General features: G+C 31.8%; 14 protein-coding genes. 10 read left to right on the top strand and 4 right to left on the bottom strand.

The genetic code is table 11. The features are described from left to right. Position 1 precedes the first annotated feature (1 nt). From ACP5FO_RS01060 to mrdA, 10 genes are read left to right on the top strand one after another with little or no spacing between them, the layout of a single operon-like run. Entirely contained in the window at positions 2-1,297 is a 1,296-nt protein-coding gene (locus ACP5FO_RS01060) for a hypothetical protein (protein ID WP_428105947.1), read from the top strand. Then, entirely contained in the window at positions 1,290-3,149 is a 1,860-nt protein-coding gene (locus ACP5FO_RS01055) for a ribonuclease R family protein (protein WP_428156881.1), read from the top strand. Before ACP5FO_RS01060 ends, ACP5FO_RS01055 begins: the two co-directional genes overlap by 8 nt. 2 nt (positions 3,150-3,151) lie before the next feature. Then, the gene (locus ACP5FO_RS01050; protein WP_428105942.1) at positions 3,152-3,391 is read left to right on the top strand and encodes an extracellular matrix/biofilm biosynthesis regulator RemA family protein; all 240 of its coding nucleotides are present in this window, start codon (positions 3,152-3,154) and stop codon (positions 3,389-3,391) included. A gap of 3 nt (positions 3,392-3,394) precedes the next feature. Next, a complete protein-coding gene (gene gmk / locus ACP5FO_RS01045) occupies positions 3,395-3,988 on the top strand; it encodes a guanylate kinase (RefSeq protein ID WP_428105939.1) in 594 nt (197 codons plus the stop codon). Continuing rightward, positions 3,988-4,185, top strand: a complete 198-nt coding sequence (gene rpoZ / locus ACP5FO_RS01040; RefSeq protein ID WP_428105937.1) for a DNA-directed RNA polymerase subunit omega — start codon at positions 3,988-3,990, stop codon at positions 4,183-4,185. The genes gmk and rpoZ overlap by 1 nt, the downstream gene beginning before the upstream one ends. Then, the gene (locus tag ACP5FO_RS01035) at positions 4,170-6,353 is read left to right on the top strand and encodes a RelA/SpoT family protein (protein ID WP_428105933.1); all 2,184 of its coding nucleotides are present in this window, start codon (positions 4,170-4,172) and stop codon (positions 6,351-6,353) included. Before rpoZ ends, ACP5FO_RS01035 begins: the two co-directional genes overlap by 16 nt. Then, positions 6,346-7,389 carry a rod shape-determining protein gene (locus ACP5FO_RS01030; RefSeq protein ID WP_428156880.1) on the top strand — a complete coding sequence of 348 codons (1,044 nt, stop codon included), beginning with the start codon at positions 6,346-6,348 and terminating at the stop codon, positions 7,387-7,389. Before ACP5FO_RS01035 ends, ACP5FO_RS01030 begins: the two co-directional genes overlap by 8 nt. Then, complete coding sequence (gene mreC, locus ACP5FO_RS01025; RefSeq protein WP_428105922.1) at positions 7,386-8,135, top strand: rod shape-determining protein MreC; 750 nt, start codon at positions 7,386-7,388, stop codon at positions 8,133-8,135. The genes ACP5FO_RS01030 and mreC overlap by 4 nt, the downstream gene beginning before the upstream one ends. Then, a complete protein-coding gene (locus ACP5FO_RS01020; RefSeq protein ID WP_428105919.1) occupies positions 8,136-8,579 on the top strand; it encodes a hypothetical protein in 444 nt (147 codons plus the stop codon). It begins immediately after the preceding gene. Further along, on the top strand, positions 8,563-10,353 hold the full coding sequence (gene mrdA, locus ACP5FO_RS01015; RefSeq protein ID WP_428156879.1) for a penicillin-binding protein 2: 1,791 nt from the start codon (positions 8,563-8,565) through the stop codon (positions 10,351-10,353). The genes ACP5FO_RS01020 and mrdA overlap by 17 nt, the downstream gene beginning before the upstream one ends. A gap of 2 nt (positions 10,354-10,355) precedes the next feature. Here the strand turns inward: mrdA and ACP5FO_RS01010 are convergent, their stop codons facing one another. From ACP5FO_RS01010 to secA, 4 genes are all read right to left on the bottom strand, one after another. Further along, positions 10,356-11,459, bottom strand: coding sequence for an N-acetyltransferase (locus tag ACP5FO_RS01010; RefSeq protein WP_428105912.1), 1,104 nt, complete (start codon positions 11,457-11,459; stop codon positions 10,356-10,358). Further along, positions 11,456-12,637 (bottom strand): aminotransferase class I/II-fold pyridoxal phosphate-dependent enzyme, encoded by a 1,182-nt coding sequence (locus tag ACP5FO_RS01005; RefSeq protein WP_428105905.1) that lies wholly within the window; start codon positions 12,635-12,637, stop codon positions 11,456-11,458. Before ACP5FO_RS01005 ends, ACP5FO_RS01010 begins: the two co-directional genes overlap by 4 nt. A 12-nt stretch (positions 12,638-12,649) precedes the next feature. Further along, positions 12,650-12,946: an MGMT family protein gene (locus tag ACP5FO_RS01000; protein WP_428105899.1), complete on the bottom strand. Its 297-nt coding sequence runs from the start codon at positions 12,944-12,946 to the stop codon at positions 12,650-12,652. A gap of 115 nt (positions 12,947-13,061) precedes the next feature. After that, positions 13,062-15,443 carry a preprotein translocase subunit SecA gene (gene secA / locus ACP5FO_RS00995; RefSeq protein WP_428156878.1) on the bottom strand — a complete coding sequence of 794 codons (2,382 nt, stop codon included), beginning with the start codon at positions 15,441-15,443 and terminating at the stop codon, positions 13,062-13,064. Positions 15,444-15,491 lie beyond the last annotated feature (48 nt).

The raw sequence follows: 15,491 nt of genomic DNA, 5'->3' as shown, positions 1-15,491 counted from the left end.
TATGTTAGAGCTAAGACATGAATTAAATATAAACTTAGGCCTTATACTTACACATCAACTCGATTTATCACTTAAGGTTCTAAGTGCAAGCATGCTGGAGCTTCAAGAGCAAATTGATGAATTGATTTTATTAAATCCATTAATCGATATAGATAAAGACTATAAGTATGAACCAATTAATTACTTTGAGAGTAAATTTAAAGAATTAGAACAAAACTATAAGGTAAGATTTGAAAGTGAAGAAGAATATGACGAATTGGAATATATCGAAGAAACAAAAACCCTGGAACAAAATTTGATTGAAGAATTAAACTTATCTTACAATTTAAGCGAAAAAGAATTAATGATAGCCGAAGAAATTATTAACAATACAGATGAAACGGGTTATCTGTCAGATTATGAATTAGACAAAGAATATGAATATATAAGGCAATTAATAATAAAACTAGAACCATTGGGCTACGCAAGCAAAAATACAAAAGAATTTTTTTATTTACAAAACGAACTTCTTTATAAAAACGAGCCATATTTTGAACACTTAAAAGAATTTATTGAGGCTATATTTGATTTTGGTCTTAATATAAAAAAACTGCAAAGACATAATTTTAGCAATAATCAAATTCAGTTTTATATTCATAAAATTAGAACCTTCAAGCCTTATCCACTCTTTGGCCTTACAGGCCAAAATAATCAAGATTTTATATACTATGATATAGAGATAAAGCAAATTGGCAGCGAATTTGTTCCTATTGTAAATGATGAATTTTCAAACAAATTAATCATTAACGAAACTCTAGTAAACCAAATTAAAGATGAAAATTTTTTAAAAGAAAAGATCAAAGAAATAAAAATTATACACGATGCATTAAATATGCGTCAGCAAACCCTTTTAAAAATTGCCAATATTGTTGTACAAAAGCAAAAACCTTTTTTTGAAAAAGGCCTTTTGCAGCCTCTGTCAATGTCTCAAATTGCACTTATGATAGGTTATAGCGTCTCTACAATTAGTAGGGCGCTTTCCAATAAATATATTTTATTTCAATCAAAAATTTATCCTTTTAAAGTATTTTTTTCTAATGAATCCAAAGAAGGAATTTCGAAGCATAGAATTTTAGAAATAGTAAAAGCAGCTATTACGCAAGAAGATCCATCAAATCCACTTGATGATGAATCGCTTAGGCAAATTTTAATTAAAAATAATATTCAGGTTACCAGGCGAGCTATCGTAAAATATCGCAAAGAACTAAAAGTTCCCAAAGCAAGAGATAGAAAAATAAACATTTTTGAGCATGTCTAAAAAACACAAAAACAAAAAAATCATTATAAAAGGTTTATTTAAATTGGAGAAAACCCATTATGCTATAATAAGCGATAAAAATATTTACAATATAGAAAAAGAATTTTTTGATTTTTCAGATAAATTTGCGCAAGATGGCGATGAGGTTGAAGCACTTTTTATTTGGGCAAAACACCCTAAAGCCAAATTGTTAAATGTCACAAAAAGGTACAACAAATATGTGGTTGGTTATGTTAAAAAAATCAATTCATCATATTTTTTTGAACCATTAAAAACGAAATTTCTTATAAAATTAGTAGACCAAGCTAGTGAAGGCCAATTAATAAAAGCCTACATTATACAATCCAAAAATACTGAATTTGCCAATATTGTCGAAGCCTACTTTCAATCTGAAAGTAACGATGATATTATTGCTATAGATAAATATAATTTGCCAACAGAGTTTAATAGTGATGTAGAAAAAGAATTAGAAGCCATAAAAGAACCTTCGGAAAAAGATTTTATTGGACGAAGTGACTTTAGATATCTGAACACAGTGACAATCGATGGCGCGGACGCAAAAGACTTTGATGATGCTGTAGATGTTGAATTTCTAAAAAATGGTTATAGGCTATATGTACATATTGCAGACGTGAGTCATTATGTAAAAGACAACAGCGCAATTGAAAAAAGCGCCTTTGATCGAGGCTTTAGCGTTTACTTTCCTCAAAGCAACATACCGATGCTGCCAAGAAAACTTTCTGACAATATTTGCTCGCTTGTGCCAAACAAGGACAGATTGGCATTTAGTGCTATAATTTATTTTGATAAAAAAGGCCATCGTAAGTCTTTTAAATTTACAAAAAGTGTTATAAAAAATAAAAATCGCCTTACATACGATTTTGTAGAAAACTGCTTAAATGGTAAAGTTGAATGTGATAAAAATTTAAAATCACACCTAATAAAAATGAAAATTTTGGCAAAAATTTTGAAAGCAAGAAGATTCTTAAGTGGTAGTCTGGAACTAGATGTTAAAGAAGCTGCTTTTATAATAGAAAATAACAAAATAGTAAATATAGTGCAAAGACCAAAATTGTTTTCTTATGAAATAATTGAAGAATTTATGCTTTCTGCAAATAAAACAGTTGCAGACTACCTGAACAAGAAAACCCTTTTTTTGCGCAGGATTCATGACAAACCAAACCCGGCTAAACTTTTAGATTTAGCTTTTCAATTAAAAGAAATGGGTTATGCTTTTCCAAAAAAACCCAACGCTAAAAAAATACACAATTTTATTAAATCCATAGAAGAAAACAAAAGGAGTATAATATCAAAAATAATTTTAAAAAATCTGGAAAGGGCAGAATATTCCATGCAAGAGATTGGACACTTTGCGCTTGGTTTTGAAAACTATACGCATTTTACATCGCCCATTAGACGTTTCCCTGACTTGATAATTCACAAAATTTTATACAGAATGCTAAATGATTTGCATACCTTTTCTTATAAAAAACTCGAAAATATAACAAAAAATGTTCAAAAAAGAGAGCTTGTGACAGAAGCTGCCGAATACTTTGCAAAAGACATGAAGCAAGCACGGTTAATGGAAAAATATATTGGCAAAGTTTTTAATGGAATAATTGTTTCCATGATAGGAAGTGGTGCATTTATTGAGCTAAAAGAAATTTTTGTTGAAGGTTTTTTGCCTTATAGCTCTTTCAAGGATGACTATTATACATTTTTTGAGCAAAAACAAATGATTGTTGGCAGAAAAACTAATAAAGTTTACAGATTAGGTGACTGCATTAGAGTCAAACCTTCAAAAGTGGATATCTATGCTGGAAAAATTGATTTAGAACTACTTAAGGAGTAATCATGAAAGTATGCGTTAACATTGGTTTTGGTAATATTGTTAACAAAGAACGTGTTATTGCAATATTAAGTCCTGACTCTACACCGATTAAGAGATTAAAGGAAGAATTTAAAAATACTGGAAAAATAATAGATGCCACAAAAGGAAAAAAAACGCGTTCTATATTGATAACAGATTCAGGACATATTATAATGTCTGCAATTGCTCCGCAGACTTTGGCTGAGCGCATTAATGAGACTTAAATTATGGTGATTATTATTTCAAGCCCAAGCGGTGTAGGTAAAACAACAATAGCAAAAAACCTTGAAAAAGCAAATTTTGAGCGTATTGTTACATATACCTCAAGACCAAAGCGCTCAATCGAGATTGAAGGTGTTGATTATTATTTTATAGGTAAAGAAGAGTTTGATGAATTAGTTAAAAAGGATTTTTTTATTGAATTTTCTTACGTGCATGACAATTACTATGGCATATCTAAGGCATCACTTCAACCAAACACCAAACACAAAATACTTACCATTGATGTTCAAGGCGCTTCTAAAGTAAAAAAATTAATGCCTTCTGTGACAACGATTTTTTTGCTACCACCCTCTTTTGAAGAGTGGATGAAAAGGATTAATAAAACGCAAAGAAACAATTTTGATGTTCGTTTAAAAAATGCTATAAAAGAGTTAGATGCGGTGTGGAATTTTGAATATGCAATTGTAAATTATTCAATAGATAAAACAGTTAAACAGATTCAAACTATTGTATTTTGCGAACAAGTGAAATATAAAAAAAATATAGAAAACTTAATTAATGAATTGAAATTTAATATAAAAAAATACGAGGAGGGCTAATGGAGCCAACTGTTGAACTTGTACACAAAGCACTAGAGCATATTGAAAGTAAGTACGCGATGGTAAAAATGGCAGCGATTCGCACGCATGCACTATATAGAGGAGATAAACCACTTATTAGCGTGAAGCCAAATATGCACAAGAATACTGTAATAGCATTAAAAGAATTGTCGCAGGGACTTTGGAGTATAAAATAGAACCAGAAATTGAACTTGCATATAAAGATTTAAAAGAAAGCATAAAAAATGCTCTTATAAAGCGCCGCAAAAGTGATTTTAATTTTGATATTGTAGATAGAGCCTTTTTGTTCGCTTATGAAAAACATAAAACTCAAAAACGTGCATCAAATGAAAGCTACATTATACATCCAATAAATACGGCAAAGATTACATTAGGGCTGTTGTTAGACGAAAATACAATAGCCGCTGCACTTTTACATGATGTTTTGGAAGATACACAAACTAAAGACGAAGAAATAGAAGAAGCCTTTGGTCAAGATGTCTTAACGCTTGTAAAAGCGCTTACAAAAATTGAGTCTTTACAGTATAAAAGTGCCGAGCAAAAACAGGCTGATAACTTTAGAAAACTCCTGATTTCTGTCGCAAGCGATCTTAGGGTCATTCTTATAAAGTTAGCTGATAGGCTTCATAATATGCGCACAATTGTTTACCTCAATGAAGAAAAAAGACAAAGGATAGCCAAGGAAACGCTTGATATCTACGCGCCAATGGCACACAGGCTTGGTATTTACTGGCTAAAAAGCGAACTTGAAGATAGAAGCTTTGAAATCCTTGACTACAAATCATACAACAAAATAAAGTCTTACCTAGAAAATCTTTTGGAAAGAAAAGAAGAATACATAAGGTTTATAGAAAATTCATTAAAAGAAGATTTATTGCAAAATAATATCAAATGTGATGTTAATGGTAGAATAAAGCATATATATAGTATATATACAAAAATGCAACGAAAAAATGTTGATCTTGATAACATTTATGACTTTGTAGCATTTAGAATTATTACAGAAAACGAAAAAGACTGCTACAATGCTTTAGGAGTTGTCCATAAGCTTTATAGGCCTTTGCTAAATCGTTTCAAAGATTATATTGCTCTGCCAAAACAAAACATGTACCAATCACTTCACACCACTGTGTTTGGACCTGGTGATGTAGTGCTTGAAATTCAAATAAGAACCCAAAAAATGCATGAAATAAACGAAGAAGGTTTGGCTGCTCATTGGCGCTACAAAGAAGGCAAAAAATTCAACCTCAACGACAAAATGTTTATATGGCTTAGAAAATTACTTGAAAACACACAAAATGAAAGCTCTCAAGAATTTTTAAGCACCATGAAAACAGATTTAGAAAGCGGAGAAATATATGTATTTACACCGACGGGGGATTTAAAAGTATTGCCAAGAGGTTCTACATGTGTTGATTTTGCTTATGAAATTCACACGCAAATTGGCGATATGTGCACTGGCGCAAAGGTAAATAATAAAATGGTTCCTCTAAGGCATGAATTGCAAAGTGGAGATATTGTTGAAATTTTAACAAACCCATCACATAAACCATCAAGAGATTGGTTGTCTTTTGTTAAGACAACCAAAGCACGTAATAAAATAAAACAAAGCGTTAGAGAAGTTGAAAAGCAAGAAATGATTGTCATAGGCAAGAATTTGCTATCAAAAGAACTATTGCGCCATAATATTACACTACAAGCTTACTTAAAATCTAAAACTTTTAAAGACAGCTTGTCAAACTTGGGTTTGTCTAAAGAAGACGATTTATTTGAAAATATTGGTTTAAAAAAAATAAATCCAGCAACGATTTTAAGTGCTTTGGAACCTCAAAAAGACACTGTAAAGAAAAAAGAAGTTGAAACAGCCCAATCTAGTTTTGTAATTAGTATTGACGGCAGCAGTGATTTTGATATAAAATTGGCAAAATGTTGTAGCCCTGTTGCGGGAGATGAAATTATTGGCTATATTTCAAGAAATGGAATAATTATGATACACAGGATTGATTGTGAAAATATTGTAAAACTTGGCTATAATTCAGAAAGATTAATTAAAGCTCAATGGCAAGAGTCGAAAAAGAAAGTTAAAACAATTCTTACCATATATGCAAAAGATACGCTTGGCCTAATATCAAAAATTTCATCGGCTATAGCAAATTTAAACATAAACATAACAGATTTTAAAATGAAAAAACAGGCAGAACAGGATATATTTTTGCTTGAAATAGAAGTGTCGAGTATAAAAGAGATACATGCGTGCGTAAGCGCTTTATCAAAAGAACCCAACATAATAAAAGTTGAGCGTGGATTAAAAAAAGAATTTAAATTAGGAGTAAAAAATGACTAGCTTGTTTGGTAAACTTATTAACTATTTTTCTAATGAAATAGCTATTGATTTAGGAACAGCAAATACTGTTGTATACGCAAACGGAAGAGGTATAATACTCAATGAACCAAGTGTTGTTGCAGTAAAAAAAGATGCTAAAGGATCAGAAAAAGTGCTTGCAGTTGGAAAAGAAGCTAAAGACATGGTAGGTAGAACACCAGGCAATATTACAGCTATAAGACCAATGAAAGATGGCGTCATAGCTGATTTTGAAATAGCAGAGCGCATGATAAGGTATTTTATAAAAAAATCTAAAAACTCAAGAACAATATTTAAACCAAGGATTATAATAGCAGTGCCTCATGGCATTACTCAAGTTGAAAAAAAAGCAGTAAAGGATGCAGCAAATGACGCTGGTGCAAGAGAGGTATATTTGATTGAAGAACCTATGAGCGCAGCAATAGGTGCTGGTCTGCCTGTGCAAGAAGCAATAGGTTCCATGATTGTAGACATCGGCGGTGGCACTACTGAAGTAGCTGTCATCTCACTTGGCGGTATTGTTAACAGTGTTTCAATCAAATGCGGTGGTGATAGACTTGACGCGGCAATTTCAAGCTATATCAAAAAGAAATATTCTGTTTTAATAGGAGAATCAAGCTCAGAAAATATTAAAATAAACTATGGCAGCGCTTATCCTCAGGATAATGACAATGAAAAAATATCAATCAAAGGTATTGATTTAATAACCGGAATTCCAACCTCAATTGAAATTACAGTAGAAGAAATTCGTGAGGCCATTAAAGAACCTGTTTCATTAATTGTAAACGCTGTAAAAGATGCTCTTGAACAAACACCTCCAGAACTTGCAAGCGATATTGTGGATAATGGCATAATGCTAACAGGCGGCGGTTCACAGATTAAAGGTTTGGATATTTTAATTTCAAAAGAAACAGGATTATCTGTTAAGGTTTTTGACCAACCATTACTAGCAGTTGTGCTTGGTGCTGGTAAGGTTCTAGAAAATCTCGATTTTCTAAGCGAAGTTACCATTGAATGAAAAAGCTTTTAGCATATGCTATATTGGCAGCAATTTTATCACTAATAAATTATTATACAAATTTTAGTTTTTTTGTATCAAAAGGTGTTCTATATGTAATAAACCCTATTGAAAGCAGCGGTTATTATGCCTTAGATTCAATTACAAGTATTGCAAAAAATTACATAGCACTACAAAATACACAACAAGAAAATTCTAAACTAAAAAGCGAAGTTGTTAAATTAACATTAGAAAACAAACTTTTAATGGCAAAGATTAGAAATCTAAATGTAGAGTCTAACCCTCATCTATTAAAATGCCCATTTGTTTTTAAAGATTTTTCAGATTTAAATTATATATATATAAAATCCAACTCTCCAACAAAAGACATGCTACACAAAACAGTAGTATCGCAAAAGCTAAATCTAGTTGGCACGGTAGAATCAAAAGTGGGCAATTTATACAAAGTAAAAACAGTTTTTAATACCAATTTTGTGGTAGATTGCTTTATTATAAATAACGATAAATATTATAGGGGAATTTTAAAAGGCTCCTTAAAAGATCCTAAAATTGAATTTTTAAATACACAGAGTATTATTAAAAAAGGTGACCAAGTTATAACTTCTGGTTTGCTTGGCAACATGACACCAAATATAAATATTGGAACAATTGGAAATGTTTTTGAGGTTCAGGGCTTTTACAAAACCGCATTAGTTATAATTGACAAAACATTTTTAGATGATAGCTTTGTTTACGTGGTAAATTAGATGAAATACTTTATATTTTTAATTGTGTTTTTAATTGCGGCTGAGTTTTCTATATTTAGTAGCTATATGTTCTTTGTGCCGTATGAGGCTTTTTCTTTTTTAATTCTTACAATACTGCTTATAGCAAATAACTTTCATTTTACATATAGCCCAAACAAATTCTATTTTGCTGCTTTTTTAATAGGATTTATAATGGATTGTATGCAGCATAATGTTGTATTTTACTATGCTTTTATATTTACTTTAATTGTTTTTTTGAACGATTTCACAAAAAGTATTTTTGGCTCTAAATTCTTTATTGGGCTTGTATTGTTGATTGGCATATATGATATTATAATCTTCAGAGTACCAATTTTAATTTCATCGCTAAATGTTTTACTGCTTTATATTTTTTGTTATTTAGTTCAAAGATTATTACCAATAGTTTATGTCAAGAAAGATTGATATTCCGGTATCAAAAAATTTTAACACTGCAAAAAACTATATCAAATCTATTTTGCTCATAACTGTTCTAATAATTATTGGGAGATTATTTTATTTGCAAGTATTAAATTACCATCTGTACAATGAAATGGCAAAAAATAATTGTTTGCGTCTTATTGGCATAAGACCTGCGCGAGGTGAACTTATAACTTCTGACAATTATATTATTGCTTCTAATAAACCTTCTTTTACCCTGTACTTTACAAGAAACATAAATACTGATCCAAAAGAAATAAATCTTTTATCAAAAATCTTGGATCAGCCCATAGAAAAAATAGTTCAAAAAATCGATTCAATTAGCTACTTTTCTACACAGGTATTAGCAAACGATATTACTCATGATCAAGTATTCGAAATACTTTCACATAAAAACATACTAAAGAATGTTGACGTAGAAATTGAGCCCAAAAGAGTATATTTAGGCAATCCTTACCTATACGCACCAGTAGTTGGCTATATTTCGGAAGCTAACCAGGAAGATATCAAAAAAGGAGCAGCACTAGGCTCTTACGTAGGAAGAATGGGTGTAGAAGCATTGTTTAATAAGGAACTTGAAGGGAAGTGGGGATATAAAGAAGTTGAGCGCAATGTTTCTGGTACTACGGTAAAAGTGCTTGGCAATCAAAAGCCTCAAAAAGGCCAGAACATACACTTAACAATAAATTATAAAGCACAGCAGATAGCTTATGATGCCCTTGGTAATTATAAAGGTGCTGTAGTAATTTTAAGAAGTAATGGGGATATACTGGCATTGGTTAGTAAGCCTTCCTTTAACCCAAACGATTTCGTGAAAGGTATTTCCAATAAAGAATGGCAACAATTGCAGCAAGGAGACAAAATATCTCTGTTTAATAGAGCAGTTCAAGGTGCATACCCACCTGGTTCTACTATCAAGCCTTTTTTGATATTCGCGGCGCTTCAAAAAGGCATAATAACACCGGATACTTATCTTTATTGTCCTTATGAGATAAAAATTGGCACTTATACATTTAAAGATTGGAAACCTGGTGGCTTTGGAAAAATTAACCTATACACTGCTTTATCTGGATCTTCAGATGTTTTTATGTACCAAGTAGGCATGAAACTTGGAATAAAAGCAATTGATGAGTATTTAGAAAAGTTTGGTTTTGGTAAAAGCGTAGGACTATTTGGCTATGAATCAAAAGGAATTGTAGCTTCACCGCAATACAAGTATAAGATGTACCATACACCATGGTATTTAGGCGATACGATTACAAGCGCTATTGGTCAAGCTTATACCCTTGTAACGCCACTACAGCTTGCTGTTGCATTTTCAGTTATAGCAAATGACGGTATAGCATATAAGCCACGTATAAGCAATATACAACCAAAAACAGTGCTATACTACATAAAAGACGCTAAAAAAGACTTTGAAATTATTAAAAACGCTCTTGAATTAACAGTATCAAGTCAGATTGGTACAGCTAATAACGCTAAAATACCCAATCTAACAATTTGCGGCAAAACGGGCACGGCACAAATAATAACAAGTAAACAACTTGATAGTTTACTTGTACAAAGCAACTGGGACTTAAACAAAATTAGAAAGTATTTGCCTCAAGCCTGGTTTGCCTCATTTGCGCCTAAACACGATCCACAAATAATTATGGTAGTTTTTTTAGAGCATGGCTACGATAGTCTTTATGCTGCTGCTGTTTCAAAAAAGATTTATGAAGGCTTGCTTAAAGCTCATATAATAGAGCCTAACAAATAAAATTACAGATTTTTCTCAAAAATGCGGTAAGTTTTATAATGTTCTGAATTCATTGTTAAAATAGCTTTGTTAATTTTGTCATTATCCTCAAGCGTCCATGAAAGCTCGCCGCCTTTACCATTTCGCCTTTCGACCACTTCAAAGCTTTTTATGTATAAAAGCAAATCAATCCCTAATTGTCTATATTCTGGTATAATACCCAATGTTATTAATCTATAATTATCAATTTTTGGTAGAGTTGAAACTATAGAAAATAAATTTAGTGGCGTAATTGAACCTCTAGCTTTCTTTAATATATAATTAAAATCTGGTATAATCGCAGAGTAAGCACAAGGTAACCCATCTTTTTCTGCTATTATTACTAATTCCTCATTAACTAAATTTTTCATATCTTTTGAAAGGTAGAAAAATTCTTCTTTAGTGGGTGGTACAAAACCCCAATTATTAGCCCAGGCTTTACAATATATTTCCCATAAAATCTCTAAATCTCTTTTGAAAAATTTTTTTGAAAGTTTCCTTAAAGTAATATTATACTTTTTAGCAAGTTTCTCGCTCAACTCTAAATACTTTTTGTGTGGTTTGCTAGCTGTAGATAAATAAAAAGCAAATAAATCCTTTACTTTCTTAAACCCATAGCGTTCAGTTAGTTCTATATAATACTTTGGATTATATGGCATCATATAGACAGGCTCTTGGAAAAAGCCTTGATACAGCATTGCACAGGTATGGTTGAGTGAAGGATTTGCTGGCCCTCTAATAATCTTCAGATTATTTTCACTTAAATATTGACTTGCACTATCAAAAAGTGTTTTAGCCACTTCATAATCGTTAACTGTTTCAAAAAAGCCAAAAAAACCAACTTTATCTTTGTGATAATCATTATGCCATTTATTTACTATTGCAGCAATTCGGCCTAATATTTCACCCTCTTGTTTATACAAAAAAAGTTTTATTTTTGCATTTTGATAAAAAGGATTTTTTGGATCAAAAAGTTTTTTTTCTTCAAATCGTAATGGAGGAACCCAAAATTTATCTTTTTTGTATAACAAAAAAGGAAATTCCATAAATTCTTTTTTTGTATAATCACTATCTACTTCTATAATCATATAACGCCCAATTTTTTACCAACTTTTTCAATTTTATCTAATGCAAAATCAATTTGGTCAAATGTGTGCGTTGCCATTAAACTCAATCGTATAAGCGCTTTATTTTTTGGCACTGCAGGAGAAACTACCGGATTAATAAAAATACCATCTTCAAAAAGCAATTTCCTATATTGCAAAACTTTCAAATCATCACCTACAAGAACAGGTATAATGGGTGTACAGCTTTGAAAAGTATCAAAACCAGCGTTTTTTAAACCATTTCTCATGCGAGTTGTATTTGCCCATAACTTTTCTCTAAGTTCAGGTTCGTTTTGCATAATATCAAGGCTTACAAGTACAGCAGCGCATGATGCAGGCGTAATACTTGCCGAAAAAATTAAACTACGCGCAAAATGTTTTAAATAGTCTATAACGTAAGCATCAGCTGCAATAAAACCTCCCAAAGAAGCAAAAGACTTACTAAAAGTGCCCATTATAATATCCGTTTCTTCAATAAGATTAAAATAACTTGCCGTACCGGAACCATTCTCACCAATAACTCCAAATGCGTGAGCATCATCTACCATAACGCGTGCATTATAACGTTTCTTTAACTTTATAATTTCTGGCAGATTGGCAATATCACCATCCATACTATAAACGCCATCTACAATAATAAGTTTACTTGCATCGTTACCTATAGATTCTAAGGCTTTTTCTAAAGATTGCATATCGTTATGCAAAAAGCGCCTTACCTCACCAAATGACAGCTTTGTACCATCAACTATACTTGCATGATCGGCCTTATCTATAATTACATACTCATCTTTGCCAACAAGACCAGCTATTGCACCTAAATTAGCTTGGAAACCCGTTGAAAAAAGCACTGCTTTTTCTTTCTTTGTAAATTTTGCCAGTTTTTCTTCAAGTTCTATATGAATATCAAGCGTACCATTCAAAAAGCGTGATCCCGCACAACCTGTGCCATATTTCTTAATTGCATCAATGGCCGCTTGTTTTACTTTTGGATGAACAGTTAAGCCCAAATAGCTGTTTGAGCCAAGCATCAATATTTTTCTGCCGTTGATTACAACTTCGGTGCCTTGCTCGCTAGATATTGGCTGGAAATAAGGGTAAAGACCCGCTTGTTCAATTTCTTTATAAGCTATAAAATTTTTACATTTATCAAATAAATCCATCCCAAAAACTCCTTATGTATTTTTTTCAAAGTCTAATAATTCTTTTTTAAGTTCAATAGAAAATTTGTAGCCACCAAGTGAGTTTTTCGCAATCACTCTATGACATGGAATAACATATGCAAAAGGATTGACTTTCATTAAATAAGCAATCTTTCTTTGATGAAAACCAAATTTTTCACCTAAAGCTTTATAAGTGACTACATCAGAAGTTTTTAAATACTCATAAACCATTTTTTGCTCACTACTTAAACCTTCCCATTTTAATAAACTGTAATCAAATAATAACAAATCCTTTTTCTTAAATATCATAGAAAACATGTTTTGTAAAGAACACTTATCATATGTACAGCGCTTGTCAACAAAAGCACTATTGCATATAAATTTTCCTTTAATATAGAGCATCAAGTCTTTTGAGAAAGGTGTCTTAATTATCAAATACAATTTTTAAATGGAAAAGAGTTGATAAACTATCTTCTTTAAGATTGTTTATCATATCTTCAAACATCTCAAAAGAAGCTTTTTTGTATTCTACCAAAGGATCCCTTTGTCCATATCCTCTAAGTCCAATCGATTCTCTTAAAGCATCCATGTTTTTTAAATGTTCGCGCCAAGCAGAGTCCAAAACTTGAAGTAATATATTTTTCTCAAGTTCTCGCATCTGATCTTGTAAAATATCTTCTTTTTCTTTATAAGATTTCATTACGAGATCTCGTAAATACTCAAATATTTTTTCTCTATCATTTTCTTTTTCGTCAATTTCAATCTCTAAATTAAAAATTTGCTTAAATTTTATTTTTAGTGATTTTAAATCAATAAGATTTTCAAGATAATTATCTACCGTTGAACTTATTACGTCGTCTATGAAATCAAAAATTGTATCTTTAATGCTTTCGCTTTCAAGAATTTCTTTTCTTTGCTTATAAATTACACTTCTTTGGGTGTTAGCTACATTGTCGTAATCAAGCAGATGTTTTCTTATATCAAAGTTGTATTCTTCAACTTTCTTTTGTGCATTTTCAACAGCTCTTGTAACAAATTTGTTCTCTATGGCCTCTCCTTCAGCTATACCAAGCTTATCCATTATAACTTGAATTCGTTCTGAGCCAAATATCCTAAGCAAATCGTCTTCCAATGACAAAAAAAACCTGGATTCCCCAGGATCGCCCTGCCTGCCTGACCTGCCCCTTAGCTGGTTATCAACCCTTCTTGATTCATGACGCTCTGTGCCTAGAATAAATAAACCCCCTAGTTTTGCTACTTCCTCGTCAATTTTAATATCAACACCGCGCCCAGCCATATTTGTAGCAATAGTCGCTGCTTTTTTCTTGCCTGCCTGTGCAATAATTTCAGCTTCTTTCTCATGATGTTTTGCATTTAATACCATATGTGGTATGCGAATTTTAGTAAGAATTTTGTGCAGCTCTTCTGATTTTTCAACACTTGTTGTGCCTACAAGTACAGGTTGCCCTTTTTCGTATCGTGTTTTAATTTCGTTTACTATGGCATTAACTTTTTCTTTGTGCGTCTTGAATATCAAGTCTTGTCTATCTATCCTTACCATAGATTTGTTTGTTGGTATAACTACCACGTCTAAATTGTAAATTTCTTTAAATTCTCTGCTTTCTGTATCTGCTGTACCTGTCATACCACAAAGCTTTTCGTACATTCTATAGTAGTTTTGAAAGGTAATAGTTGCAAGCGTCTGCGACTCTTCTTGAATTTTAACCTTTTCTTTTGCTTCTATAGACTGGTGAAGGCCATCGGAATAGCGTCTATCTGGCATCATTCTGCCAGTAAACTCATCTATAATTATGACCTTTGCATCTTTTACTATATAGTCTCTATCCTTTAAAAATAATGTATGAGCTTTAAGTGATTGATTTACAATATGGATTGTTTCTATATTTTTACTATCGTATAGATTATCCAGGCGTAAAAGTTTTTGGATTTTTTCTACGCCTTTATCTGTTAAAACAGCGGTCTTAAGCTTTTCGTCAACCTCGTAATCATCTTTTGTAAGCTGACTTATGGCTTTATCTACTTCATAGTAAACTTTTGTGGGTGTACCGCTTGGACCTGATATAATAAGTGGTGTTCTGGCTTCATCAATCAAAATGGAGTCTACCTCATCAATAATAGCATAATAGAAACCTCGTTGTACCCACTCATCTTTAGAATACGCCATATTGTCTCTTAAGTAATCAAACCCAAACTCACTATTTACACCGTAAGTAATATCTGCCAAATATGCATCTTTGCGTTCGCAAGGCACAAGTTTTGTTTTAAATGTTTCCTTACTTTCAAACTCAACTAAATAAGATTTGTTTTCCTGTTGAATAACACCTACATTTAGACCTAAAAATTTATATATTGGCCCCATCCATAGAGCATCTCTTTTTGCCAGATAATCGTTTACAGTTATAAGGTGCATATTTTTTTTAGTAAGTGCATTGAGTATAATCGGTAGAGTAGAAACAAGCGTTTTACCCTCGCCTGTTTTCATCTCAGCTATTTTGCCTTGATGCAAAATAATACCGCCAATAAGCTGCACATCAAAGTGTCTAAGAGAAAGTGTCCTTTTTGCAACTTCCCTGGTTATGGCAAATGAATCAACAAGCAAATCATCCAATGACTTTCCACTCTCAAAATCAATTTGAAGCTTTTTGTAAGCAGATTTGAGCTGCTCATCACTCATATTTTTATAAGTGGACTCTTTTTCGTTAATCTTTACAACAAATGGATCAATACTCTTTAAAATTCTCTCATTTTGTGTTCCAAAAACCTTTTTTAAAAAACTACCTATCATGAAATCTCCTAGCTAATATCTCAACTTTTATTAAAAACAATAAAAATA

Source organism: Desulfurella sp., assembly GCF_049977265.1.
Lineage (GTDB): Bacteria > Campylobacterota_A > Desulfurellia > Desulfurellales > Desulfurellaceae > Desulfurella.
The sequence above is the reverse complement of the archived record's forward strand: the minus strand, read 5'-3'. Positions and strand labels throughout refer to the sequence as shown.